Annotated in this window: 24 protein-coding genes; 12 read left to right on the top strand and 12 right to left on the bottom strand. The window is 66.8% G+C overall.

Going from position 1 to position 24,693, the window contains the following annotated elements; genetic code table 11:
• Window positions 1-2 precede the first annotated feature (2 nt).
• From Q8S30_RS07825 to phnN, 3 genes are read left to right on the top strand one after another with little or no spacing between them, the layout of a single operon-like run.
• The gene (locus tag Q8S30_RS07825; RefSeq protein ID WP_305665450.1) at window positions 3-959 is read left to right on the top strand and encodes a magnesium transporter CorA family protein; all 957 of its coding nucleotides are present in this window, start codon (window positions 3-5) and stop codon (window positions 957-959) included.
• A gap of 17 nt (window positions 960-976) precedes the next feature.
• Window positions 977-1,684: a phosphonate C-P lyase system protein PhnL gene (gene phnL, locus Q8S30_RS07820; protein WP_371135464.1), complete on the top strand. Its 708-nt coding sequence runs from the start codon at window positions 977-979 to the stop codon at window positions 1,682-1,684.
• Entirely contained in the window at window positions 1,684-2,241 is a 558-nt protein-coding gene (gene phnN / locus Q8S30_RS07815; protein WP_305665449.1) for a phosphonate metabolism protein/1,5-bisphosphokinase (PRPP-forming) PhnN, read from the top strand. The genes phnL and phnN overlap by 1 nt, the downstream gene beginning before the upstream one ends.
• Here the strand turns inward: phnN and Q8S30_RS07810 are convergent.
• Entirely contained in the window at window positions 2,223-2,924 is a 702-nt protein-coding gene (locus Q8S30_RS07810; protein ID WP_305665448.1) for a DUF1045 domain-containing protein, read from the bottom strand. The two genes, phnN and Q8S30_RS07810, sit on opposite strands and share 19 nt — an antisense overlap.
• Window positions 2,925-3,061: 137 nt before the next feature.
• Here Q8S30_RS07810 and Q8S30_RS07805 point away from each other — a divergent pair, with 137 nt between their 5' ends.
• Together Q8S30_RS07805 and Q8S30_RS07800 are read left to right on the top strand one after the other, a co-directional pair.
• Window positions 3,062-4,210 (top strand): alpha-D-ribose 1-methylphosphonate 5-triphosphate diphosphatase, encoded by a 1,149-nt coding sequence (locus Q8S30_RS07805; RefSeq protein ID WP_305665447.1) that lies wholly within the window; start codon window positions 3,062-3,064, stop codon window positions 4,208-4,210.
• A gap of 110 nt (window positions 4,211-4,320) precedes the next feature.
• On the top strand, window positions 4,321-5,238 hold the full coding sequence (locus Q8S30_RS07800; protein ID WP_305665446.1) for a PHP domain-containing protein: 918 nt from the start codon (window positions 4,321-4,323) through the stop codon (window positions 5,236-5,238).
• A 13-nt stretch (window positions 5,239-5,251) separates the two neighbouring features.
• Here Q8S30_RS07800 and ureG read toward each other — a convergent pair whose 3' ends face one another.
• From ureG to speB, 6 genes are all read right to left on the bottom strand, one after another.
• On the bottom strand, window positions 5,252-5,878 hold the full coding sequence (gene ureG, locus Q8S30_RS07795; protein ID WP_305665445.1) for an urease accessory protein UreG: 627 nt from the start codon (window positions 5,876-5,878) through the stop codon (window positions 5,252-5,254).
• 40 nt (window positions 5,879-5,918) lie between these two features.
• A complete protein-coding gene (locus tag Q8S30_RS07790) occupies window positions 5,919-6,575 on the bottom strand; it encodes an urease accessory protein UreF (RefSeq protein ID WP_305665444.1) in 657 nt (218 codons plus the stop codon).
• Entirely contained in the window at window positions 6,568-7,116 is a 549-nt protein-coding gene (gene ureE / locus Q8S30_RS07785) for an urease accessory protein UreE (protein ID WP_305665443.1), read from the bottom strand. Before ureE ends, Q8S30_RS07790 begins: the two co-directional genes overlap by 8 nt.
• A gap of 203 nt (window positions 7,117-7,319) precedes the next feature.
• Window positions 7,320-7,547 carry a hypothetical protein gene (locus Q8S30_RS07780; protein WP_305665442.1) on the bottom strand — a complete coding sequence of 76 codons (228 nt, stop codon included), beginning with the start codon at window positions 7,545-7,547 and terminating at the stop codon, window positions 7,320-7,322.
• A 256-nt stretch (window positions 7,548-7,803) separates the two neighbouring features.
• Window positions 7,804-8,112, bottom strand: coding sequence for a hypothetical protein (locus Q8S30_RS07775; RefSeq protein ID WP_305665441.1), 309 nt, complete (start codon window positions 8,110-8,112; stop codon window positions 7,804-7,806).
• A gap of 351 nt (window positions 8,113-8,463) precedes the next feature.
• The gene (gene speB / locus Q8S30_RS07770; RefSeq protein WP_305665440.1) at window positions 8,464-9,438 is read right to left on the bottom strand and encodes an agmatinase; all 975 of its coding nucleotides are present in this window, start codon (window positions 9,436-9,438) and stop codon (window positions 8,464-8,466) included.
• Between the two features lie 119 nt (window positions 9,439-9,557).
• Between speB and Q8S30_RS07765 the strand changes: the two genes are divergently transcribed.
• From Q8S30_RS07765 to Q8S30_RS07750, 4 genes are all read left to right on the top strand, one after another.
• A complete protein-coding gene (locus Q8S30_RS07765; protein WP_305665439.1) occupies window positions 9,558-10,532 on the top strand; it encodes a tellurium resistance protein in 975 nt (324 codons plus the stop codon).
• Window positions 10,533-10,794: 262 nt separating this feature from the next.
• Complete coding sequence (gene guaB / locus Q8S30_RS07760; RefSeq protein ID WP_305665693.1) at window positions 10,795-12,243, top strand: IMP dehydrogenase; 1,449 nt, start codon at window positions 10,795-10,797, stop codon at window positions 12,241-12,243.
• A 242-nt stretch (window positions 12,244-12,485) separates the two neighbouring features.
• Complete coding sequence (locus tag Q8S30_RS07755) at window positions 12,486-13,094, top strand: TetR/AcrR family transcriptional regulator (RefSeq protein WP_305665438.1); 609 nt, start codon at window positions 12,486-12,488, stop codon at window positions 13,092-13,094.
• Entirely contained in the window at window positions 13,091-13,942 is an 852-nt protein-coding gene (locus Q8S30_RS07750) for a DUF6544 family protein (protein WP_305665437.1), read from the top strand. Before Q8S30_RS07755 ends, Q8S30_RS07750 begins: the two co-directional genes overlap by 4 nt.
• 52 nt (window positions 13,943-13,994) lie before the next feature.
• Here the strand turns inward: Q8S30_RS07750 and Q8S30_RS07745 are convergent, their stop codons facing one another.
• The 5 genes from Q8S30_RS07745 to Q8S30_RS07725 form a co-directional block, all read right to left on the bottom strand.
• Window positions 13,995-15,173 (bottom strand): MFS transporter, encoded by a 1,179-nt coding sequence (locus Q8S30_RS07745; protein WP_305665436.1) that lies wholly within the window; start codon window positions 15,171-15,173, stop codon window positions 13,995-13,997.
• Between the two features lie 10 nt (window positions 15,174-15,183).
• On the bottom strand, window positions 15,184-16,008 hold the full coding sequence (locus Q8S30_RS07740) for an aldo/keto reductase (protein WP_305665435.1): 825 nt from the start codon (window positions 16,006-16,008) through the stop codon (window positions 15,184-15,186).
• A 96-nt stretch (window positions 16,009-16,104) separates the two neighbouring features.
• Window positions 16,105-16,536: a response regulator transcription factor gene (locus Q8S30_RS07735; protein WP_305665434.1), complete on the bottom strand. Its 432-nt coding sequence runs from the start codon at window positions 16,534-16,536 to the stop codon at window positions 16,105-16,107.
• Between the two features lie 110 nt (window positions 16,537-16,646).
• The gene (locus Q8S30_RS07730; RefSeq protein ID WP_305665433.1) at window positions 16,647-17,276 is read right to left on the bottom strand and encodes a response regulator transcription factor; all 630 of its coding nucleotides are present in this window, start codon (window positions 17,274-17,276) and stop codon (window positions 16,647-16,649) included.
• A gap of 176 nt (window positions 17,277-17,452) precedes the next feature.
• Window positions 17,453-18,484 carry a LytTR family DNA-binding domain-containing protein gene (locus Q8S30_RS07725; RefSeq protein ID WP_305665432.1) on the bottom strand — a complete coding sequence of 344 codons (1,032 nt, stop codon included), beginning with the start codon at window positions 18,482-18,484 and terminating at the stop codon, window positions 17,453-17,455.
• Window positions 18,485-19,082: 598 nt separating this feature from the next.
• On the opposite strand from Q8S30_RS07725, the gene Q8S30_RS07720 reads away from it, so the two are divergent.
• The 3 genes from Q8S30_RS07720 to Q8S30_RS07710 all read left to right on the top strand — a co-directional run bounded on the left by Q8S30_RS07720 (window position 19,083) and on the right by Q8S30_RS07710 (window position 24,357).
• Complete coding sequence (locus Q8S30_RS07720) at window positions 19,083-21,353, top strand: Hint domain-containing protein (RefSeq protein ID WP_305665431.1); 2,271 nt, start codon at window positions 19,083-19,085, stop codon at window positions 21,351-21,353.
• A 363-nt stretch (window positions 21,354-21,716) separates the two neighbouring features.
• A complete protein-coding gene (locus tag Q8S30_RS07715; RefSeq protein ID WP_305665430.1) occupies window positions 21,717-23,147 on the top strand; it encodes a mannose-1-phosphate guanylyltransferase/mannose-6-phosphate isomerase in 1,431 nt (476 codons plus the stop codon).
• A 43-nt stretch (window positions 23,148-23,190) separates the two neighbouring features.
• On the top strand, window positions 23,191-24,357 hold the full coding sequence (locus Q8S30_RS07710) for a nucleotide sugar dehydrogenase (protein ID WP_305665429.1): 1,167 nt from the start codon (window positions 23,191-23,193) through the stop codon (window positions 24,355-24,357).
• The last annotated feature ends 336 nt before the right edge of the window (window positions 24,358-24,693 follow it).

Raw genomic sequence — 24,693 nt, 5'->3', positions numbered from 1 at the left:
ATATGATGTTCGCCTATACTCCCGGTGGCAGTGGTCTGGAAAAGCTCGGGCAGGGGGTTCCCCTGTCCAGCGCGCTGTGGATCGACCTTTACCGCCCGCTGGATGCGCAGGTGCATGAGGTGCAGGCGCTTGGGATCGAGATCCCGACGCTGGCCGATATGGAAGAGATCGAGATTTCCAACCGGCTCTACCGCGAGGGCGCCTATGACGTGATGACGGTGGTGCTGCCCGGCATGTCCACCAGCCGCAGCCCGATCGAGGGGCCGGTGACCTTCATCCTGTCGCCCGAGCGGCTGGTGACGGTGCGCCACCACGCGCCGCGCCCGTTCGAGACCTTTCCGGGCCGGGCCAACAGCGGCGTTGCCGGTTGCACCACGCCGGAGAGGATATTCCTCGGGCTGTTGGAAGAGATCATCAGCCGCCTCGCCGACCTTCTGGAAGGCGGCGGGCGATCCCTGACCGCGGCGACGGCGGGCGTGTTCGGCGGCGGCGTGACCACGCCCGCCACGCTGCAGCACACGCTGGAGCAGGTGGGGCTGCAGGGCGAACTGGTGGGCCGGGTGCGCCTGAGCCTGCTGACGCTGGAACGGGCGCTGTCCTTCTACGGCCAGCACCTTGGCAGCACCACGGCGGCGGACGGGATGAAGGCGGTGGTGAAGGGCGAGATGCGCGATATCCAGGCCCTCGCCGTCCATGCCGATTTCCTGTCCAGCCGCGTGGCGCTGGCGGTGGATGCGACGCTGGGGATGATCAACCTGGCGCAGAACGCCACGGTGCGGATCCTGTCGGTGGTGGCGGCGCTGTTCCTGCCGCCGACGCTTATCGCCTCGATCTACGGCATGAACTTCGCGGTGATGCCGGAGCTGACCAAAAGCTGGGGCTACCCCTTCGCGCTGATCCTGATGCTGGGGTCCTCGCTCGCCACCTACGTGTTTTTCAGATGGAAGAAATGGCTGTGAAGCCGCTTGAGGATGCCATGCCCGAGACTGCAATGACCGATCCTGTGATCCACCTTTCAGGTGTTGCCAAGACCTTCACCCTGCACAATCAGGGCAGTGCCGTGATCCCGGTGATGGAGGGGGCAGAGCTGTCGGTGCGTGCCGGCGAATGCGTGGGGCTGATCGGCGCCTCGGGCGCGGGGAAATCGACGCTGATGCGGATGATCTGGGGCAATTACCTTGCCGCCGCGGGCACGATAATGGTGGCGGGCACCGATGTGGCACGCGCCGAGCCGCGCGAGATCCTGGCGCTGCGGCGCGGGCGGCTTGGCTATGTCAGCCAGTTCCTGAGGGTGGTGCCGCGGGTGCCGACGCTGGATGTGGTGGCCGAGCCGCTGCTGGTGCTGGGGGTGCCCGAGGACGAGGCGCGGGCGCGGGCGGCCGACCTGCTGGCGCGGCTGCGGATCCCCGAGCGGCTCTGGTCCCTCTCGCCCACCACCTTCTCGGGCGGCGAGCAGCAGCGGGTCAATATCGCCCGCGGCTTCGCCCATACCTGCCCGGCGCTGCTGCTGGACGAGCCGACCGCCAGCCTTGACGCCGCCAACCGCGAAACCGTGCTGGGGCTGATCGAGGAGGCCAAGGCCCGCGGCGCCGCGATCATCGGCATCTTCCATGACGAGGCAGCGCGGAGCCGCGTCTGCGACCGGGTGGTGAACGTGTCGGACTTCACCCCGAAGGCGGCGTGATGGCTTTGGGCGATCAGATTGGGGGTCGCGCCTTCGCGGTCGTCGGCCCCTCCGGCTCCGGCAAGGACACGCTGATCGCAAGGGTCGCGGACCTGCCCGGCCTGCATCTGGTGCGCCGCGTCATCACCCGCCCCGAAGCGGCAGGGGGCGAGCCCTTCGAGGGCGTCACGGAATCCGAGTTCGCCGCCCGGGCCGCCGCGGGGGCCTTTGCGCTGGACTGGCAAGCGCATGGCCTGCACTACGGCATCCCCGCCAGCGCCGTCGCCGCGCATCAGGCGGGGGCGACCGTGCTCTTCAACGGCTCGCGCGCGATGCTGGGGCAGGCGGCCGAGGTGTTTCCGGGGCTGGTGGTTCTGCTGGTGACGGCAAGCCCCGAGACCCTGGCGGAGCGGCTGGCCTCCCGCGGCCGCGAATCGCGCGAGGATATCGCGGCACGGCTGGCCCGGGCGCAGTTCGACCTGCCGCCGGGCCTGCCGGTGATCCGCATCGACAATGACGGCGCGCTCGACACGGCAGCCGAGGCGATGCGGGCTGCGCTTCAGCCGGTCAGCGTATAGCGATGCAGGATATGGAACCGCCCGTCGCCCGCCTCGCCAAAGAGGCAAATGTCGCGAATGACAAACGGCTTGGGCAGCAGCGGCGCCACCACCGGCGCCAGCAGCGCCTCGACCGCACGCGCCTCCTCCTCGGGCAACGCGCCGGTCAGCGTCAGGTGAAAGCGGAACTCCTGCATGACATAGGGATAGCCCCAGCGGTCCAAGAGGTCCTTCTGCGCATCGGTCAGCCGCGCGCTTTGCCGGCGCATCATCGCCTCGGGCGTCAGCGCCGCGCGGTAGGGGTCCAGCTCCTGCACGGCCTTGGCCGCCAGCGCCTCCAGCCCCGAGGTATTCCCCATCGGCACCAGCGCCAGGAATCCGCCCAGGCGGTGCAGCGCCAGCCCGTCCAGCGTGACGGGCGCAAGGCTCGCCGCCAGCCGCTCCACCGCGCCATGCAGGCCGGTGGCGCTTGCGCCATCCACCAGCCGGAACGGCGGCTTCAGCGTCCCGTGGAAGCCGTATTTGCGGGGCGTATCGGTCAGCTCGGCCACCGGGCGCGGCAGACCGGCCAAGGGACCGCTCATCGGCGGATGCTGGCGGTCGATCCCGCGCGCCGCGTCCCAGCCCAGCCAGGCGGCGCCAAATTCGGCCAGCGGGCCCGGTTCGGGCGCCCAATAGATCGCGTATCTCTGGAAATCTGTCATGCGCCCTCTCATAGTGCCGCCGCGTCTCGGATATGTGACATGGGCGGGCCGCTTCTTGAAGCCGGGGCCTTCGCCCCCCAGCCGCAACCCGCCGATGCCCCACAACCTTTACGTGCAGACCGACCAAGGACCAGACCATGACCGAAACCATTCTCGCCAATGCCACCCTCGTGCTGCCCGATCAGACGCTTTCTGGCAGCCTCTGCCTCAAGGACGGGCGGATTGCCGAGATTGCCGCGGGCACGGCCGTGCCTCCCGGTGCCATCGACTGCGGCGGCGACTTTCTGGCCCCGGGCCTGATCGAGCTGCATACCGACAACCTTGAACGCCATATCCAGCCGCGCCCCGGCGTCGACTGGCCCCATGCCGCGGCCATCATCGCCCATGACGCGGAACTGGCCGGCACCGGCATCACCACTGTCTTCGACGCGATGCGCGTGGGGTCGATCTCCAAGGGCAGCGAACCGGGCGGCGACTATGCCAAATACGCCCGCGGCCTCGCGACCGAGATGCTGGAGCTGCGGGGGCAGGGCGCGCTCCGCATCAGCCATTTCCTGCATCTGCGCGCCGAGGTCTGTTCTGAAACCCTGATCGCCGAGCTGGACGAGTTCACGCCCGAGGACCGCGTCGGCATCGTCAGCCTGATGGACCACACCCCCGGCCAGCGCCAGTTCCGCGATATCAGCAAGCTGGCGCGCTATGTGATGGGCAAGCATGGCATGTCCGAGGCCGGCTTTGCCGAGCATGTCGCCCGGCTGAAAGCACTGCGCGACACATTTGGGGATGCGCATGAGGCGGCAGCGGTCGCGGTTGCCCGCCGCCTTGGCGCCACGCTCGCCAGCCATGACGACACCACCGAGGAACAGGTGATCACTTCCGCATCCTACGGCATCCGGCTGGCGGAGTTCCCGACGACGCTGGAGGCCGCCCATGCCTGCCACGCCTATGGCATCCAGGTGATGATGGGCGCGCCGAACCTGATCCGCGGCGGCTCGCATTCGGGCAATGTCGCCGCCAGCGATCTGGCCGAGGCTGGTCTCCTCGACATCGTCTCATCCGACTATGTCCCCGCCGCTCTCCTCTCGGCCGCGGTGATGCTCGGCGACATCTGGGACGATCTCGCCCGCGGCATCGCCACCGTCACCGCCGCCCCGGCCCGTGCCGCGGGGCTCGAGGATCGCGGCCGCCTCCTCCCCGGCGCCCGCGCCGACCTGATCCGCTTCACCCGCGCCGGCGCCACCCCGGTTCTGCGCGAAACCTGGGTGCAAGGCCGCCGCGTCGCTTGACCGACGCTCCTTCCCCCTCTTCTTTGCCTAAATATCCTCGGGGGGTCCGGGGGGCAGAAGGCCCCCCGGCTTCCCTCACAGCCCACACACCCGTCACAGGACCGCCCGCCATGCCCGATGTCTTCACCGCTCCCGGCCGCTTCTACCGCGGCAACCTGCATACCCATTCAAGCCGCTCGGATGGCGTGCTGAGCCCCGAGGAGGTCTGCCGCCGCTACCAGGCCGAGGGCTATGACTTCCTGGCCCTGACCGACCATTTCATCGGGATCTATGACTATCCGATCGTCGATACCCGGCCCTTCCGCGCGCCCGGTTTCACCACGCTGCTGGGGGCAGAGCTGCATTCCGGGCCGATGGCAAATGGCGATCTGTGGCATATCCTGGCCGTCGGCCTGCCGGAGGATTTCGCCCCCGGCAATGCCCCGCATTTCCGCCCGGTGCCGGGGCAGGAGACGGGGCCCGAGATTGCGGCCCGCGCCGCCGCTGCCGGAGCCTTCGTCGCCGTCGCGCATCCGCAATGGTCGGGGCTGACGCTGGAAGATGCGCGCAGCCTGACGGCGGCCCATGCGGTCGAGGTCTACAACCATGGCTGCCATACCGGCGCCGACCGGGCGGACGGGTTCGGCATCGCCGATCTCCTGCTCACCGAAGGCCGCCGCCCCAGCCTGATCGCCACCGATGACGCGCATTTCACCGAGCCGGACCATTTCGGCGGCTGGGTGATGGTCAAGGCGACGGAGAATGAGCCCGAAGCGCTGCTGGCGGCGCTGAAGGCGGGGATGTTCTACTCCAGCCAAGGGCCAGAGATCCGCGGTATCGACATCACCAAGGCGACGGTCGAGGTGCAATGCTCGGCGGCGGTCACGGTAATCGTGCAGGGGCAGGCGACGGCGGCAGTCGCGGTCCATGGCCAGTCGATGACCCGCGCCAGCATCCGCCGCGACCGCTTCGCCGCCTCGCCCTGGCTGCGGGTGACGGTGATCGACGCGGCGGGCAAGCGGGCCTGGTCGAACGCTTATTGGGTGTAAGGGGGCAGGGCGGTTACAGCCCGCCCTCCTTCAGCCCGCCTTCCTTCAGCACGAAGGCGACGATCTCGTCCACGCCGCGACCCGCCTTCAGGCTGGCCATCACATAGGGCCGTTGCCCGCGGGCGTTGCGGGTGTCGGATTCCAGCAGCACCGGATCGACGCCGACATGCGGCGCGAGGTCGATCTTGTTGACCACCAGCAGGTCCGACCGTGTGACGCCCGGCCCCTTCTTGCGCGGGATGTCCTGCCCGGCGGCGGTGTCGATGACATAGAGCGTCAGGTCCGCCAGCTCGGGCGAAAATGTCGCCGCCAGATTGTCGCCGCCGCTCTCGATCAGCACGATGTCGAGATCGGGGAAGGCGCCGCGCAGATCGGCGATGGCGGCGAGGTTGATGCTGGCATCCTCGCGGATCGCGGTATGCGGGCAGCCGCCGGTCTCCACCCCGCGGATCCGCTCCATCGGCAGCGCCTGCGCGCGCATCAGGTATTCGGCATCCTCGCGGGTGTAGATGTCATTGGTGACGACGGCGATGGAGAAGCGGTCCCGCAGCGCCCGGCACAGCTGTTCGGTCAGCGTGGTCTTGCCGGCGCCGACCGGGCCGCCGATGCCGATGCGCAGGGGGCCGTGGGGGCTTGTCATGGTTCATCCTTTTTATGAAGAACGCCTTGCAACAGATTGATTAGCTTCGGAAGATGCGGACTTCCATCCCTTCATGCGCCATTGCCGCCATGTCCGACCCGAACCCCGCGCTGCCGAGGTCGTCGAGGCTGGCATTTGCCGCCCAAGCCGCAACCCGAGAGATCACCGGGTGCAGCGCGGCCAGCACCTGCTGGCCCTCGGTCTGGCCGAGGGGGATGAAGCGCACCGCGCCTTGGGTGAGGGTGGAGGCGAAGCTGTGGAGGTAGAGCGCCAGCACCCGTTCCACCGGCAGGCCGAGGCAGGCGGCGGCGCGGCCCACTGCTACAGGGAGCGGCGCGGGGGGATGGTCCGCGCCCAGAAGGGCGTTGGTGGCGAGGGTGAAGGCGCGGCCTTGCTCCAGCGTCTCGGTCAGGCGTTCCTTGGCGGGGGTGAGGGCGCTGGCATAGGCGGCCAGCGCCGCGTGGTCGGCGCCGGGGGCCAGCGCAAGCGCCAGCATCACGGCGTCGCTGCGGCCCGAGCCGTGGGCGATCACATCGGCCAGCCAGCCCTGCAGGCCCGCGGCATCCTTGATCAGCCTGGCCGAGATCGCCCATTCCAGCCCGTGCGAATAGGCATAGCCGCCCACCGGGAAGGCGGGCGAGAGCCATTGCACCAGCGTCATCAGGGCGCTGTCACCCGCCAAGGCCGCCTCAGACATCCAGCGGCACATCCTCGGGGTCATCGCCCGGGGCGCGGCTGACATGGACATGGACATGGCGGTGGCCGGGCTCGTGGGAGTGTCCGGCCTCCGGCCCATGATCATGCCCCATCGTGCGGCCATGGCCATAGGCGCCGCCCTCGGGCAGGAACGGTTCTGTCACGTCATTCAGGCTGGCGCCAAGGCCGGTGAGCATCCCGGCCAGCACATGGTCCTGCGCGATCAGCAGGCGGGCGGCTTCGATCTGGCAGGGGGTGTGGCGGTTGCCGATATGCCAGGCGAGGCGCGGCAGGTCGGGGCCGGTGACCTCGATCAGCGGCTCGGGCGCAGCGCGCACGCCGATCAGCGTGCCATCGGACAGGGCAAAGGCATCGCCCTCTTGCAGGCTGGTGGTCTCGGGAAGGTCGACGAGGAACGGAGTGCCGGCCGCCGTTGTCAGCCGTTTGCGGCGCAAGAAGCGGTCCTCATAGCCAAGCGTGACATGATCCGCGGTCTCGCGTCCGGCGCCGCGCAGCACCTGGTGGCTGTGTAACCCTGTCATGATCGTCTCTCCTTCGCATCCGCGCCGGCACAGATCTGGCCGGCCTCAGGGCCGGTGATGACAGCAATTGCCAGGGCTGGGAAGGGGATCGTGCACCGCAAGCGGGTGCTTTGCGTGCAGGCCGCGATTGGCCCGGCTTTGGGGCCATCCGGGGGCCATCAGGCGCGCGAGCAATCCCGCGCGCCAGCCGATTGAAGCCCCGCTTAGATGTAGAGCTTGTCGCGGAACACGTGCTGGACGATGCCGTCGCGAGTTACGCCGATCTTGGCAAGTTCGGCATCGCTCATCGCGTCGAAGCGGGCGATTTCATCCGCGCGCGAGTGACGTTCGGCATAGCGTTCAAAGCTGGCGCCGAGGCGCGCGAGGAATGCCGAGAAGCGGCCGCCGGTTGCGGTGGTGAAAGCAGCGTCGTGGTTTGCAGTATAGGCCATTGAAGCCTCCGAAATCTGAAGTAGGGTCTCCTGCCCTGCGCCATGAGATAGACCCCGCAGCCCCCGTAAACAACTGCCAGGGTCGCAATGCCGCCATGCAGCAAGAGGGTAAGTTCTGCTGACCCTAACGCGGCTTTGTCTTTGCCTTGTCTCAAATATCCTCGGGGGGTGAATTGGCCGGCACGGCCAAGAGGGGGGCAGACAGCCCCCTTCCTGCGCCCCGCAGCCGCGACAGGCGTTCAGCGGCGATAGGCTGTCAGCAGCGATAGGCCACGGCGCGGATCTGGTAGACATCGGTGCCGGGGGTGACCTTGTCGAAGACCACGGTATTGGCGCCGGCAACGATGGCGTCTTCCTTGATCTTGTTGCGGGCGTAGCGCAGCCCCTGCTCGGCCAGCAGCGGGCCATAGACGCCTGGGGTCATGGAGATATTGCTGAGGTAGGTGCAGGCGGTCACCTCATGTGCCTCCGCCTCGCGGATGCCGGGCACGCCGACGAAGCCGGGATCCTGCGAGCAGGCGGCGAGAAGGGCGGCGGCGAGAAGGGAGAAGGGGGCGCGGGTCATGGCTGCAATCCTCATGGGCGGCGCGCTTGCTGGCGCCTTTGGGGCGCATGATGCGCGGGATGGGGGTTGCGGGCAAGGGTGGGGGCGGGGTTGGGGCGCCACGACAAGCAGGTTTCGGCGCATGGGCGCGCCGCTTGCCATCCAGAATTTCGGCCGTCGACGAAATTCTGATGTGCCCGCCCCCCCTTGGCGGGCACATACGTGCCCACCGGGGCGGACACCTCAGAATTTGGCACCCCTTGGTCCAAGCCGCACCCCCCTTGCCCTGCGGCTTGCGCCTTCGGGCAACCGTCGCGGTCGGCTTGCCACTGGCAAGCCGCCTGATCGCGCCGGAAGAACGCCTAACGTCGGTCAGCCCCTCTGTCCGCGGGCGTGAAAGATGAACCCCAGAAAGTTCAGCAGCACCTGCGCGGCGAGGATGGCGGTGGAGCCGCTATGGTCATAGTCCGGCGCGACCTCGACCAGGTCGATGCCCACGATGTCATGCGCCTTGGCGGCCGCCTGCAGGATCTCCAGCACCTCGTAATACAGGAACCCGCCATGGCTGGGGGTGCCGGTGCCGGGCGCGATGGAGGGGCAGAAGCCGTCGATGTCGATGGTGACGTAAAGCCTTGCCCCGGCAGGGATGCGGGCCAGCACGGCTTCGGTCCCCAGCTTGCGCACCTGCCGGACCGAGAGGAAATCCCCGCCCATGGCGCGGGCGGCGTCATAGCCGTCCTTGGCGGTGGAGGAGACGTTGCGGATGCCGAGCGCGGTGATCCCGGTGACATGCGGGCGCTCTGCCGCGCGGCGCATCGGGTTGCCGTGGCCATGCACCACGCCGTGGCGGATATCGACGAAATCGAGATGCGCGTCGATCTGCAGGATGTGGATGGGGCCCTGATCTTCGAACGCCCGGATGCAGGGGATGTTGATGGAATGATCGCCGCCGATCACCACCGGCAGCGCGCCCGCGGCCAGCATCGCCAGCACTCCGGCCTCGATATTGGCGTGGCTGGTTTCGGTATCGGTGTGAACGATGTCGGCGTCGCCGATATCGACGATGCGCACATCGCCGCCCAGATAGGTCGCGTCATCCTCATGGTCATAGGCGCCGGCATGGCCGAAACTGAAGAGGGTGCTGGCCTCGCGCACGGCGCGGGGACCGAAGCGGGCGCCGGCGCGGAACTGGGTGCCGAAGTCGAAGGGCGCGCCCATGACGGCCACATCAGCCTCGATCCGGCCCCAGTCGGCGACATAGGGCCGCTTGCCGAAGGTTGCGATGCCGACGAAGGGCAGGTTCAGCCGCCCGGTTTCATAGCCCGGTTTCATGTCATCTGCGCTCATCGAGGTCCCCGCTGCAACACCCCGCCCGCCGGGATGTATTTCGGGGGTGAGATTTCCCGAAGCCGGGCGTAGATGCAAGGGAGGCGGCCAGAGCGGGCCGCGAGCCAAGGAGAGGCACAATGGCCTTCAAAGCCCCGACCCCGACACCCAAAGGCCTGTGGCGCCGCACCCCGCCGGCGATGTTCCCGCCGATCCTGGGGCTGATGGGGCTGGGGCTGCTGTGGCGCGGGGCGGCATCGGTGTTCGGGGTGCCGGGCGGCATTGGCGAGGCGCTGCTGGGGGCGGTGACGCTGCTGTGGCTGTTGGCGGTGCTGGCCTACGGCGCCAAGATCGCGCGGCGGCCGGGGGTGGTGGCCGAGGATCTGCGCATCCTGCCGGGGCGGGCGGGGCTGGCGGCGGCGGTGCTGTGCTTTTACACCTTCGCCGTGGTGCTGGCGCCCTATGCGCCGGATCAGGCGCGGCCGGTGCTGCTGCTGGGGCTGATCGCGCACGCCGCGATGCTGGCGGTGCTGCTGCGGGTCATGGCGAGCGGGCCGGTGGAGCAGCGGCAGGTGACGCCGGTCTGGCACTTGCAGTTCACCGGGTTCATCGTCGCCGCGATTGCGGCCGAGGCCTTGGGGATGATGGGGTTCGCAAAGGTGCTGTTCTGGGTGGCGCTGGTCTGTGCGGTGGTGATCTGGGGGCTGAGCGCGCTGCAGTTCCGGCGGGAGCGGGTGCCGGCGCCGCTGCGGCCCTTGCTGGCGATCCATCTGACGCCGGCGAATTTTCTGGGCGCGGTGGCGTTGGGGCTGGGGTGGGACGTGCTGGGGACGGTGTTTTCGGTCGTTTCGGCGGGGCTGCTGGTCACGCTGCTGGCCTCGGTGCGCTGGCTGACGGCAGCGGGGTTCACACCGCTTTGGGGGGCGTTCACCTTTCCGCTCGCGTCCGTGGGGGCGCTGTGGCTGACGCTGGCGGCGGGGCATCCGGTGTGGTGGGTGCCGGGGGGCCTCGCGCTGATCGCGGCGACGCTGGTGATTCCGCCGATCGCGTTCAAGGTGATGAAGATGTGGGCCTCGGGGCAACTGGCGGTGAAGACGAATGCGGCGGTGGCGTGAGGGCAAGTGGGGTGAAGCTTGGACTGACGGTGCCAAATTCTGATGGGCCCGCCCGGGTGGGCACGGATGTGCCCGCCCCCCAAATACGTTTCGGGCGGGGGCGGGCACAGCAGAATTTCACGGGCGGCCGAAATTCTGCGGAGCGCCTTTTCGGCTGAACTGGCGATGAATCCAGACAGTCCCACCCCCGATAAGGGCTTGCCATCCCCCCGACACCATGAAACAGGGAAGCGCCAACGAAAACTCCCCGAACGAGGTTCCCATGGAGATTCGAGAGGCGCTCACCTTCGACGACGTTCTGCTGGTTCCGGCTGCATCTTCCGTGCTGCCGTCCGATGCCGATACCTCGACCTTCGTGACCCAGGCCATCCGCATGAACATCCCGCTGCTGTCCTCGGCAATGGACACGGTGACCGAGGCACGCATGGCGATTGCCATGGCCCAGGCGGGGGGCATCGGCGTTGTCCACCGCAACCTCGGCGTCGAAGAACAGGCGCGTGAGGTGCGGCGGGTCAAGCGGTTCGAAAGCGGCGTGGTCTACAACCCGATCACCCTGACCGCGGGCCAGACCGTTGCCGATGCCAAGGCGCTGCAGGAACGCTACAATGTCACCGGCTTTCCGGTGGTGGATGAGCGGGGCCATGTCGTCGGCATCGTCACCAACCGCGACATGCGCTTTGCCAGCGATGACCGCACGCCGGTCAGCGTGGTGATGACCTCGGACAACCTTGCGATGGTGACAGAGCCGGTGCAGCTGGATGAGGCGAAAAGCCTGATGAAGGCGCGGCGGATCGAGAAGCTGCTGGTGACGGACGGCAAGGGCAAGCTGACCGGGCTGCTGACGCTGAAGGACACCGAGAAGGCCGTTCTGAACCCCCATGCCTGCAAGGATGACCTTGGCCGCCTGCGTGTTGCCGCGGCGACCACTGTCGGCGATGCGGGATATGAGCGCAGCCAGGCGCTGATCGATGCGGGCGTGGATATCGTGGTGATCGACACCGCGCATGGCCATTCCGAGGGCGTGGCGCGGGCGGTGGCGCGGATCAAGTCCTTCTCGAACCATGTGCAGGTGATCGCCGGCAACGTCGCCACCGCGGCGGCGACGCGGGCGCTGATCGATGCCGGGGCGGATGCAGTGAAGGTCGGCATCGGCCCGGGCAGCATCTGCACCACGCGGATCGTGGCGGGCGTCGGCGTGCCGCAGCTGACCGCGATCATGGATGCGGCGGGGGCGGCGGGCAATTACCCGATTATCGCCGATGGCGGCATCAAGTTCTCGGGCGATTTTGCCAAGGCGATTGCGGCGGGGGCCTCTTGCGCCATGGTCGGATCGCTGATCGCCGGCACGGATGAGAGCCCGGGCGAGGTGATCCTGTATCAGGGGCGCTCGTTCAAATCCTATCGCGGGATGGGCAGCCTTGGCGCGATGGCGCGCGGCTCGGCCGACCGCTATTTCCAGAAGGATGCCGCCAGCGACAAGCTGGTGCCCGAAGGGATCGAGGGGCAGGTGCCCTACAAGGGCTCCGTATCCGCCGTGGTGCACCAGATGGTCGGCGGCCTGCGCGCCGCGATGGGCTATACCGGCTGCCGCACCGTGGAGGAGATGCGCGGCGGCTGCAGCTTCGTGAAGATCACCGGCGCGGGGCTGAAGGAAAGCCATGTGCATGACGTGCAGATCACGCGCGAGAGCCCGAACTACCGGCTGGGCTGACAGGGGCTGGCCTGTTCCGGAGTGCCGCCGGGACAGGGCCATAACCGGACGCGCCCGGGCGGGTGCCAGAACGAGACAGGCGGGCCGGACCTGAGAGAGGTCCGGCCCGAGCTGTTTGGGGAGGGTGGCGCCGGAGCGAACAGGGGCGCGCAAGGTTCGGAGGCCGAGACATTCCCGGGAATCATCTTGCCTTAAAAGTTAATCATGTTAAATTAACTGTATTAGTTTTAAAGGGGCGCAGCATGGCACGGCCACGCAAGGATGAGGCAATCGACATCAAGGCCAGGGCGCTGACCGCCGCCATCGAGATCCTGCGCGAGGATCCGGAGGGGCTGTCACTGGCGGTCCTCGCGCGGCGGGTCGGGTGCAGCGCCCCGGCGCTCTATGCGCATTTCGAGGGCAAGGACGATCTGCTGGACCAGACCCGCGCCGCCGCCTGCGCCGAGATGATGGAGGCCAAGCGCCAGCGGTTCGCGGGCTTCGACGGGGATCCCTGCGCCCGGCTGCGGGCTGGCGGTCGGGACTATGTCATCTTTGCCCGGGACAACCCTGCGCTCTATCGCCTGATCTTCGCCCCGCGGCACGCGCTGGCAGAGCAACCCGACATCAGCTTCAGCGACGCGGTGATTGCCCCGCTGGTGGCGGGGGTGCGGGCGGCGCAGCCTTCGGGATTTGCGGCGGGCGCCGAGGCGTCCGAGGTCGCGCAGATGATGTGGTTCGCCGTGCATGGCGCGATCATGATGGCCCTTGACCGGCAGCTGCCGGGGCCCGAGGCGGCGCGCTGGCAGCGGGCGCTGGCAACCGTCGATACGGTGATGGCGCTGCTTGCCCCCAACCCCGGAAAGGAATGACCATGCGGACCTTGCGGTTCATCGGCCTTGGCGTGCTTGTGGCGGCGGTTCTTGCCGGCGCGGCGCTGATCTATTTCGCGCGCAGCACGCGCGCCGAAATCAATGTGCTGGAAGCAGAGCTGATCGCGCGAGCCGAGCCTGTCGGCGCGGGGCGGGTGGCGGAAGCGGCCCTGCCGGAGCCTGTCGCCCGCTATTTTGCCTATACCTTCCCGCAGGGCGTGCCCGAGGCGCCGCGCTATGCAAAAATCGAGATGGAAGGCCAGTTCCGCCGGCCGATGACCGACAGCTTCGCCCCGACCACGGCCCGGCAGGTGGTCAGCCTGCGCCAACCCGATCTGGTGTTTTCGGCCGACACGCCGATCCTTGGGGTGCTCTGGGCCATCGCCTATGACAGCTATATCGACGGGCAGATGATGATGGAAGCAAGGGTGCTGTCGGCGATGACCGTCATGCATGAAGAGGGCAGCCCCGAGCTTGACGTGATCTCGCTGCGGCGCTGGCTGCTGGAAAGCCCGATGGCGCCGATGGCACTGCTGCCCGGCGGCCCGGTGAGCTGGGAGCCGCTGGACGGCAGCCGCGCCATCGCCGTGGTGCGGGCGCAGGGGCTCGAGGCGCGGCTGATCGCGACCTTTGCCGAGGATGGCGCGCTGCTGGCTTTTGACGCGGTGGCGCCGGGGGATCTGACGACGCCCTATCACGGCTCGGGCGAGCGGGTGACGCGGGGCGATGTGCAGATGGTGGAGGGCGTGCGGGTGCCGATGGCCTTCGAGATTTCCCGCGTCGGCGCGGATGGCATGGCGCAGCCGTTCTGGACCGGGCGCATCACCAGCCTGAGGTTTGTAGAGTGACTGGGCGCGACCGAAACGGGCCGGAGGCGATAGCCCGCGGCCCGCTCCGTCATCAGGCGGCGCAGCCCGCCAGCCGGGCCGGGCGGCTGCCCAGCCAGACCAGCCCAAGGCCCGCGGCCGCCAGCAGGCCGCCGACCACCGGCACCGCCGCGTAGCCGAGGCCCGCGCTGATCGCCGCGCCGCCGGCCGCCGCGCCGATGGCATTGCCGAAGTTGAACGCGCCGATGTTGATAGACGAGGCCAGCCCCGGCGCATCATGCGCCGCCTGCATCACCCGCATCTGCACCGGCGGGACGATGGCAAAAGCCGCGCCGCCCCAGACCAGCAGGATCACAGCGGCCCCGGCAGGGGTGCCGATCACGAAAGGGATCACCAGCATGATTGCGGCGAGGGCGCCAAGGAAGATCGCCGTCGCACCATCCAGCGACCAGTCGGCGACGCGGCCGCCGAGCCAGTTGCCGAAGGTGAAGCCAAGGCCGATCAGCACCAGAGCGAGGGTCACGAAGCCGCCGGATGCGCCCGTCAGGCTCTCCAGCATCGGGGCGACATAGGTGTAGAGCGTGAACATCGCGCTCGACCCCAGCACCGTGGTCAGGAGGGCGATGACGACGGGGCGCCTCGTCAGCACCTTCAGCTCTCGCAGAACCTCGGGCCGCTCGCCGGGCGTGCCGCGGGGCAGGGCGGCCCAGAGCGCGGCGATGGTGACAAGGCCCAGGACCGCGGTGCCGCCAAAGGCCTCGCGCCAGCCGATCTGCTGGCCGACCCAGGTGGCCAGCGGCACGCCGCCGACATTGGCCAGCGTCAGGCCCATGAACATGGTGGCGACGGCGCTGGCCTGTTTGTCCTTGGGCACAAGGCTGGCGGCCACGACCGAGCCAAGCCCGAAGAACGCGCCGTGGTTAAGGCTGGTGACGACCCGCGACAGCAGCAGCGTCCAGTAATCGGGTGAGAGCGCCGAGAGGATGTTGCCAAGCGTGAAGATCACCATCAGCGCCATCAGTGCCGTGCGCTTGCCCCAGCGGCTGAACAGCAGCGTCATCACCGGCGCGCCGACCATCACGCCGATGGCATAGGCGCTGACCAGCAGGCCGGCCGAGGGGATCGACACATCCACCCCCTCGGCGATGACGGGCAACATGCCCATCGGCGAGAACTCGGTGACGCCGATGGCAAAGGCGCCGATGGCGAGGGCGAGCAGCGGCCAGCGCGAGCCGGGTTTGTCAGATGTCATGTCCATATCCTTACGCGGCCCAGTCGGGGGCGAGGCCTTCGGGGCTGACCAGACGGCCATCCGCACGGGCAAGGCCGCTGATTTCGGCCATGTCGGTCTTGGTCAGGGTGAAGTCGAAGATGTTGAAGTTTTCCGCCACGCGGGGCGGTTTGGCGGTTTTCGACAGGGCGACGGCGCCTTGCTGCACCAGCCAGCGCAGGCCGACCTGTGCCGCGGTCTTGCCGTGGCGCGCGGCGATCTGGCCGATCAGCGGGTCTTGCGGCACCGCGCCATCCGCCATGCCGAAATAGCCGGTGAGCAGCGTGCCGGTTTCCTGCGCGAGCGCCGCCATCGCGGATTGGTCCAGATAGGGGTGCAGCTCGATCTGGTTGGTGATGATCGGCGCCTGGCTGGCGGCAATTGCGGCGCGCAGCTGCGTGCGGTTGTAGTTGCTAACGCCGATGTGGCGGGTCTTGCCGGCGGCCTGCGCGGCGTTGAGCCATTCCACCTGTTGCTCGACCGGCACCGAGTTGCCCGGCCAATGTGCCAGCAGCAGATCGACATGAGCGACGCCGAGCTTGTCCAGGCTTTCATCGACCGAGGCGAGGAAGCGCGCGTCGCTGTAATTCTCCACCCAGACCTTGGTGGTCAGGAACAGCTCTTCGCGCTTGGCGCCAGATGCGGCAAGCGCGCGGCCGAGGCCGGCTTCGTTCCCATAGATCTGCGCAGTGTCGAAATGCCGGAACCCGGCCTCCATCGCGGCGGGGATCACGGTCTCGACCTGGGCATCCGTCATGCGGAACACACCAAAGCCGAGAGCGGGGATCTGCGCCCCATGGGCGGTAAGATAGTGCATCTTTGTCTCCTGTCCGTCAGGGCCAAGGCCCCATCAATGTCCTGACCCATCAGATACACCTGTGGAATTCGATTGATAATCGGCGGGTTTTGCACTTCATCTTGGAATGCAGTTCATAGATGAGCGCGCGGATCTGCCAGGGTTGCGGGGGGCGATCAGCCCGGCGGGTCGGGAAAGACGGCGGCCAGCACCGCGGCGATTTCGGTGCCGCTGGTGGGCTTGACCAGATAGGCCAGCGCGCCGGCCCCCAGCACCCGCGCGGATGCGGTCGGAGGGGAAGGCAGTCATGACGATGATCGGCGGCGGGCAGCCGCGGGCCAGCAGCACCTGCTGCAACTCGTCGCCGGTCATCCCCGGCATCTGCACATCTGTGATCAGCAGATCGGGCGGCGGGGACGGATCATGCAGGAACAGCAGGGCCGAGGCATGGCAGCGTACCCCGTACCCCAGCGACCGGATCAGGCTGGAGAGCGAGGTGCGCACGCCCTCATCATCGTCGATGATGGCTATGATCGGGGTCTGACGCATCGGGGATGCTTTCCGGTGGACCTGGGGGGCGCAGGGGGCGCCGCAAGGGTGGGTTGGCCCCATCTATGCGCGCTTGCCGGGGCGCGCACCATTATACGCAGGTTTGACTGCTATGGTGCCGAAATGCCAAGCGCCGCCGCCTGCCGCACCAGATCGGCCAGCGTGCGGGTGCCCATCTTGCGCATCATCGTGCCGCGATGGATCTTCACCGTGATCTCGGACAGGCCGATGATCCCGGCCACCTGCTTGTTCATCAGCCCGGTGACGACATGGGCCATCACCTCGCGCTCGCGCGGGGTCAGCGTGTCATAGCGGGCGCGGAGGTTCGCCAGATCGGCGCTCTCGCTGCGGCGGGTGCGGTCCAGGTCAATGGCGGCGGCGACGGCATCCAGCATGTCCTGATCGCGGAAGGGCTTGGCGATGAAGTCCACCGCGCCGGCCTTCATCGCCCGCACCGTCATCGGGATATCGCCATGGCCGGTCATGAACACGACGGGGCGAGGGGTGCCCTGCCGGGCGAGCTGATCCTGAAAGTCGAGGCCGCTGATGCCGGGCAGGCGCACGTCGAGCACAAGGCAGCCGGGCCCCAGGGGCAGCTCGGCGGCCAGCAGATCGGCTGGCGCGGCAAAGAGCCGGGTGGCGAGGCCGATGGAGCGGAACAGGCTGTCGAGCGCAGAGCGGACCCCCGGATCATCATCCACGATGGCGACGAAAGCGGTTTCGGGAGGGCTTTTGGTCATGCGCCTGCACCTGCTGCGGGCAGAAGGATGCGGAAGGTCGTACGGCGGCCTGGCAATGGGGCGGGTGGAACGCTGTCACCGCCGCCGGGTTGGGTTTCAGCCTGCTGGCGGTGCTGGTGCAGCTGCGGAAGCGCGCATAGCGGCGGGGCGGGGCCTGACGGGTGCAGCCCACCGGGTCAACCAGGTTCGGACCCCGTCATCTCCTGCTTGTTGGAGTCCCGCAGCCATCGTTCATAGGCGGCATGGAAGGCCACCCTGCGATATTTTGACACCAGGAAACTCTCTCCGGTTTCGGTGACCAGCTCCAGCTTGGTTGGCGCCAGCTTCCGGATATCTGCAATATAGTCGAACGCGACCCAGACCGAGCGATTGATCTGCAGGCCGAGATCCTCGTCGATCTGAGAGATCAGCCGAAACAACTTGCCCCGGATCATCAGCTGCCGATTGTGCATCGTGACATGCAGGTAATGGTCGTCGGCGCGAACAAGGCGGATCGCCTTCATGGTCAGAGTTTCAGAGCCGATCTGAAGATCATTTTCGCAGTCCTCTGCCGTTTCGGGAAGAGGGGGCGTGCTGGGGACCGTCTGCCCGGTATCAATTCGAAGGGTTTCTGCGGCATCGCCCTTCGGATCGTTGGGGGCGGAGGGTGGCGCAATTTCTGCTTCCGCCAAGCGCGGTGCGGGTTTTCGCGTCGGCGCAATCCCGGATCGGTCAACGACAAAAGCCGGATGCAATGGCGCCACGAAATTGGCAAAGGCCAGTTCGAACAGTGCCATCACGAATATGGAGTTTACGATGGGAACGGCCAGGTCGCCCCAAGTCGGAGTCTGGCCATGAACCACCACGACGAAAATGTAGAAGGACACATGGGTTACCGCAAGCGACGGTTGAATGAACACCGGCGTATACACGGATTGGATGATCCGGCGTCGCACGAGGAATAGAATCACGAACAGCGCCGCTGCGTACCAGACAAGCATTGCAGCGGCGATGATCGCCCAAATCAGAAACAGCTCCGGCGCGGTGAATGCGGTGCTGCCCCAGGGGGTGCGATCCATCAGGCCACTCAGCGCGACACAGATGAAGATGAACTTCAGGAACAGCGGGTGGAGGAAGATCTCGGATGCCGAATCGGTCACGAGAAGCGCATGGGTTCCATCGATGAAGGTTATCGCAATCGGCGAAACAATCCGTTTTGCACCATCCAAAGTGCCTGCTCCTCTTCCCCTTCAAGTACTCATGGCGCCAGCAAGGCGGAAAACTGTTGATTTTTCAACCTGCCCGCCCCGGTCGTCACCGATCTTAGACGCAACGTCCTCCATTACCATGTCGTGAAAGGTCTCTCACGAAATTCCTTTCAGTCCATTTAACGCTTCGCGACCTGCGTTTGTGTCGTGAGTGGCCAGTCCGCTCATTGACCTGTTGGGGGAAACAAAGACGGGCCTCTTACTCGATGGATCGCGGCATCGGCGCCCGCAATCCTGCCACAATGTGCCACTCGCGACATTTCTGCGTTGCGGCGGGCCTGTCACGGCTTTGCCTGTCGGTCCCGGCAGGTCGTGCGGCATGAGGTATTAATGCAATTCGGCCACCCTGCGGTGGTGATCCTGAAGACTGTGGAGCCTGTCGCCGGGGGCGCGGCAAGTGGCGCAGTCCGAGGGACTCCACACGCCGCGCAGGGCGCGCTCAACCACTGTCGCCAAGGAACGCTGCCATGAAGGTCTTCAAGTTGCCTGCGCCCTGCGGCGCAATCGCCGCATTTTCCATCCCGCCGACCAAACGCCTCTCGGCGCCCGAGGTGCGGAAATGACCGTCTATTATGTCGTCTCCGGCGACGCATCCATTCTCGATGCGGATAACGTCAACGGCTACCCGCAGGTCAGCGCGGGGTCGATCGCCGCCTCGGACGGTGACGTCTATCACATTGACGGCGGTGTGACGAATTCGATCACCTTCACCGGCAATGCCACATTCGATGTGTTCATTGACCAGGATCTGACGGGTGGATCCAAGGTTGGTGATATCACCATCAGTTCTGCCGGCACGACCAATGCCACGGTGACCATCGGCGAAGGGGTCGATGCGGATTACGCGACGATTCACTCGAGTGGCGACTCGCTGAACGTGAATGTCGGCGACAACGCAACCGTGGGCTCGATCTCTGCCTATAACTCCGATGAGCTGGTGGTGAATGCCGGTGACAATGTCACCGTGAATGGCGCCCTTGTCGGCTCGCGAACCGATTCGACGGTTGAGTTTGGCAATGACGCCACCTTCAATTCCACCATCGCCCTCGACGGGTCGGGAACCGTTGCCGACAATGGCAGCCAGTCTTTTACGGTGGGTGACAATGCCACGCTGGATCATGGCATCTCGATGGGGGGCAGCTACACCCACAACGAGTTCACCACCGGCGAGAATGCCACCATCGACGGCAATATCGCCATGGGCGGCAGCGGCCGCCAGAACCCCGATGGCGATACCTCCGACTATTCGGCGAAGGTGACGCTCGGCGACGGCAGCACCGTCGATGGCGACATCACGGTGGGCGGCAGCTACGGCGACATGTCGGTGGAGACCGGCGACAGCGTGACGGTCGGCGTGATCGCGGTGGGCGGGTCCTACAACACCATCTCGGTGAAGGTCGGCGACGATGCCGATACCGGCGACATCGCGATGGGCGGATCGTATATCGACGGCAGCATCTCGGTCGGCGCCGGGGGCGAGGTCGAGGCGATCTATGCCGGCGGATCCCATTCCACCCTCTGCGTGGGCGTCGGCGCGGGCACCGATGTGGAAGGTTCCACCCTGATGGGCGGATCGTACAACACTCAGTCACTGTCGCTTGGCGATGGCGCCGCCATCGGCGGCAACATCTCGATGGGCGGGTCGCACAACACCCAGAGCATCACCGCGGGCGATGACGTCAGCGTCGGCACCTATGTCGCCGTGGGCGGGTCGTACAACACCCAGAGCCTTGTCATGGGCGATGGCGCCAGCGTTGGCACCTATGTCGCGATGGGCGGGGCCGGCAACACCAACCATTCGGTGGTGGGTAACGATTTCACGCTTGGCACCTCCTGGACCGGCTCGACCTCGGGTGCGGAATATCTGACGATCGGCGACAACTGGACTGTCGGGTCGATTGCGCTGCAGGGCGGCAATGACTCGCTGGTCCTTGGCACGGCGGCCGATGGCGTGACGGCGAAGATCACGGGCGGCGACGGGACCGACGGCATTACCGTGACGGCCCCCTTGGGCAAGGAAGCGGGCTTTGCCACGTCTGCCACGGCGGCGGGCTGGACCCAGAGTGCGGATGGCACCTGGTCCTCGAACGGTAAACCGCTGACCTTTGAGGGCGTGAGCTACAGCACGTTCGAAGGCGCGGCCGATGTCGATGAAGACTGGACGCCGCCGGATCCGATCTGCCACGTGCCCTGCTTCACCAGCGGCACCGGCATCCTGACCCCGCGCGGCGAGGTGGCGGTCGAGGCGCTGCAGCAGGGTGATCTGGTGATGACGCTGGACAATGGCTTCAAGCCGATCCGCTGGATCGGCAGCCGCCGTCTGAACGCCGATGAGTTGCGTGCAAACCCGAACCTGTGCCCGATCCGGATTACGGCGGGGGCTCTGGGCGATGGCCTGCCGGTGCGCGATCTTGTGGTGTCGCCGCAGCACCGGGTGCTGATCCGGTCTGCCATTGCCGAACGGATGTTCGGAAACCGCGAAGTACTTGTCGCGGCCAAGCATCTGCTGGCGCTGCCCGGGATCTCGGCGGATGCGGCAGTGGAGGGGGTCGAATATTGCCACTTCCTGTTCGACCAGCATGAGGTGGTCTTTGCACAGGGCGCGCGAACCGAATCGCTGTTCGCCGGGCCCGAGGCGCTGAAATCGCTGAGCCCCGAGGCCCGGGAGGAAATCCTCGCGATCTTCCCCGAGCTGACAGAGCTTGACCACGGCCGCCTGCCGAAGCCCGCACGACCCCTGGTGCAAGGGACGCAGGGGCGCCGGCTCGCGACGCGCCATGCCGAAAATGCCAAGCCGCTGTGGCAGGGGGAATACGTCCCGGCACACTGACCGGAATCCTTTTGCCAGTTGCAAGAGGTGGGGCTTCGCCCCCCCAGGCGTTGACCCGAAATGGGGGGTATCGGCCGCAGCCCCGATGCCCCCCGCATCCTTTGATCAGCACCGGTGCGGCGCATATCCGCGCCGAGGCACGCCATCCGCAACGACCCGGGCCGAGATGATCCGCCGCATGGTCAGTTCCGGCCGAGCGGGATCAGCTTGACGGTCGGGCTGGTCTGATTGCAACAATTCGGCACCTGCGTTGCGCCGGTGCAGGATATGGGTTGTTTGCAGGTGCAGAAACTTTAATCTGCCAGCCATACTGGCGCCCGATGCGCAAATATTCGGTGCGCGAATTTCGGAAGACAGATTACCATGTCGATTACGCCGGTTCTGCTATGTGGTGGCTCGGGGACGCGGCTTTGGCCGCTGTCCCGCAAAAGCTATCCCAAGCAGTTCGTGAAGCTGGTCGGCGAGGAGACGCTGTTTGCAGCTTCGGCGCGGCGGTTGTCGGGGCCGGGGTTTGCGGCGCCGGTGGTGGTGACCGGGTCGGACTTCCGCTTCATCGTGACCGAGCAGCTGGCTGCGGCGGGGATAGAACCCGGCGCGATCCTGATCGAGCCCGAGGCCCGCAATACGGCGCCGGCGGTGCTCGCCGCCGCGCTGTATCTGGCAGCGGCCGATCCGGACGCGGTGATGCTGGTCGCGCCCTCGGACCATGTGATCCCGGATGCGGCGCTATTCCGCACTGCGGTGACGGCGGGGCTTGCCGCCGTGGCGCAAGGGATGATGGTGACCTTTGGCATCACCCCGGACCGGGCCGAGACCGGCTATGGCTATCTGGAGCTGGCGGGCACGCCTGATGGCGCCGCGATGCCGCTGGCCCGCTTCGTGGAAAAGCCGGATGTGGCGCGCGCGGCCGAGATGGTGGCGGCCGGGAATTACCTTTGGAATGCCGGGATCTTCCTGTTCGCGGCCAAGGATATGATCGCAGCCTTCCGCGCCCATGCCCCGGCGCTGCTGGCGCCGGTCGAGGCGGCGGTAGTGGCGGCGCGGCCCGATCTGGGCTTCCTGCGGCTGGATCCGGCGGCCTGGGCCGGGGCCGAGGATATCTCGCTCGACTATGCGGTGATGGAGAAGGCCGAGAACCTGGCGGTGGTGCCCTTCACCGGCGCCTGGTCGGACCTTGGCGGTTGGGATGCGGTCTGGCGCGAGGGTGCGCAAGCGGCGGGCGGCGTCGGCAGCAGCGGGCCGGTGACGGCCATCGACTGCGAGGATTCGCTGCTGCGGTCGGAATCCGAGGGGCTCGAGGTCGTGGGCATCGGGCTCAAGAACATCTTCGCCATCGCCACCCCTGACGCCGTGCTGGTCGCCGATATGAGCCGGGCGCAGGACGTGAAGGCGGCGGTGACGGCGCTGAAGAAGAAGGGCGCCAAACAGGCCGAGAGCTTCTTGCGCGAGCACCGCCCTTGGGGCTGGTATGAGACGCTGTCACTGGGAAACCGCTTTCAGGTGAAGCGGATCGTGGTGCACCCGGTCGCGGCGCTAAGCTTGCAAAGCCATTTCCACCGATCCGAACATTGGATCGTTGTTGAGGGAACGGCGAAGGTAACGATTGACGATACTGTTACGCTGGTGACGGAAAACCAGTCGGTCTATATCCCGCTGGGTGCCGTGCACCGGCTGGAGAATCCGGGAAAGGTGCCGATGGTGCTGATCGAGGTCCAGACCGGCACTTATCTCGGCGAAGATGACATCGTGCGCTATGACGATGTCTATGCACGCGGGCAGGGGGCAAGGGGCTGATGCCTGCCTTGAACTGCCGCATCACAATACGAAAGGTCGGAACATGAAGATTGCCGTCGCGGGGCTGGGCTATGTCGGCCTGTCGAACGGGCTGCTGCTGGCGCAGCACAATGAGGTCGTGGCGCTGGATGTGGTGCCCGAGAAGGTGGCGCTGGTGAACTCCGGCCGCTCCCCCATCGTCGATGCCGATTGCGAGGCGTTCCTGGCGCGGGGGGATCTGAATTTCCGCGCTACCACCGACCCGGCCGATGCCTATGGCGGTGCGGATTTCGTCATCATCTCGACGCCGACCAACTATGACGTGGCGACGAACCGCTTTGACACCAGCTCTGTCGAGGCGGTGATCCGCAAGGTGATGGAGGTGGCGCCCGATGCGGTGATGGTGATCAAGTCCACCATCCCTGTGGGCTATACCCAGTCGGCCGCGCTGGCGCTTGGCACCAAGAACCTCATCTTCAGCCCGGAATTTTTGCGTGAAGGCAAGGCCTTGCACGACAACCTTCATCCATCGCGGATCGTGGTGGGTGAGCGGTCGGAGCGGGCGGAGCGCTTTGCCGCGCTGCTGCTGGAGGGCGCGGTCGAGAAGACTGCGCCGGTGCTGTTCACCGACCCGTCCGAGGCCGAGGCAGTGAAGCTGTTCGCCAACACCTTCCTCGCCATGCGGGTCGCGTTCTTCAACGAGCTCGACACCTATTCTGTCGCGCGCGGGCTGGATGCGCGGCAGATCATCGACGGGGTCAGCCTCGATCCGCGGATCGGCAGCCATTACAACAACCCGTCCTTCGGCTATGGCGGCTATTGCCTGCCCAAGGACACCAAGCAGCTGCTGGCCAATTACGACGAGGTGCCGCAGGTCATCATCGGTGCCATTGTCGAGGCGAACCGCACCCGCAAGGATTTCATCGCCGACCAGATCGTCGCGCGCAAACCCAAGGTGGTGGGCATCTACCGACTGGTGATGAAGGCGGGATCGGACAACTTCCGGCAAAGCTCGATCCAGGGGATCATGAAGCGGGTCAAGGCAAAGGGCATCGAGGTCATTGTCTATGAACCGGCGCTGGATGCCGAGGACTTCTTCAACTCGCGGGTGATCCGCGATCTGGAGGCGTTCAAGGCAGAGGCGGATGTGATCGTGGCCAACCGGGCGGCGCCGGAACTGGCCGACGTGGCGGACAAGGTCTACACGCGCGACCTGTTCGGCGCAGACTGATCCCGGCACGGACAGTACGATAGCGCAACGCCCGGTCCCAAGTGGCCGGGCGTTTTGCTGTGTGTGTGCGAACTTCGATGAGAGAGCGGGGAGGTCACCGTCAGATCGCCGCGGGGGCGCGCGGCGGGCATTGCGCCGGTGCCGGCGGACATGCCGCCTCGGGCGCCGCCAGAGCGGCTACCCCGACAGTCTCGTTATGTAAGGATGGCGGAACTGGGGATCTCTGGCGCAGGCTTGGCGTCTTGACGACACGCCGCGCAAATTCTTGAAATTCTTGAAAGTGAACGGGGCGCTGGATCAGGCCCTAATTTTCTAGCCTGGATGCGCCCCGGGCCG

Origin of the sequence: Frigidibacter sp. (assembly GCF_030695035.1) — a bacterium.
In the GTDB taxonomy this organism is placed as follows: Bacteria; Pseudomonadota; Alphaproteobacteria; order Rhodobacterales; family Rhodobacteraceae; genus Frigidibacter.
The sequence above is the reverse complement of the archived record's forward strand: the minus strand, read 5'-3'. Positions and strand labels throughout refer to the sequence as shown.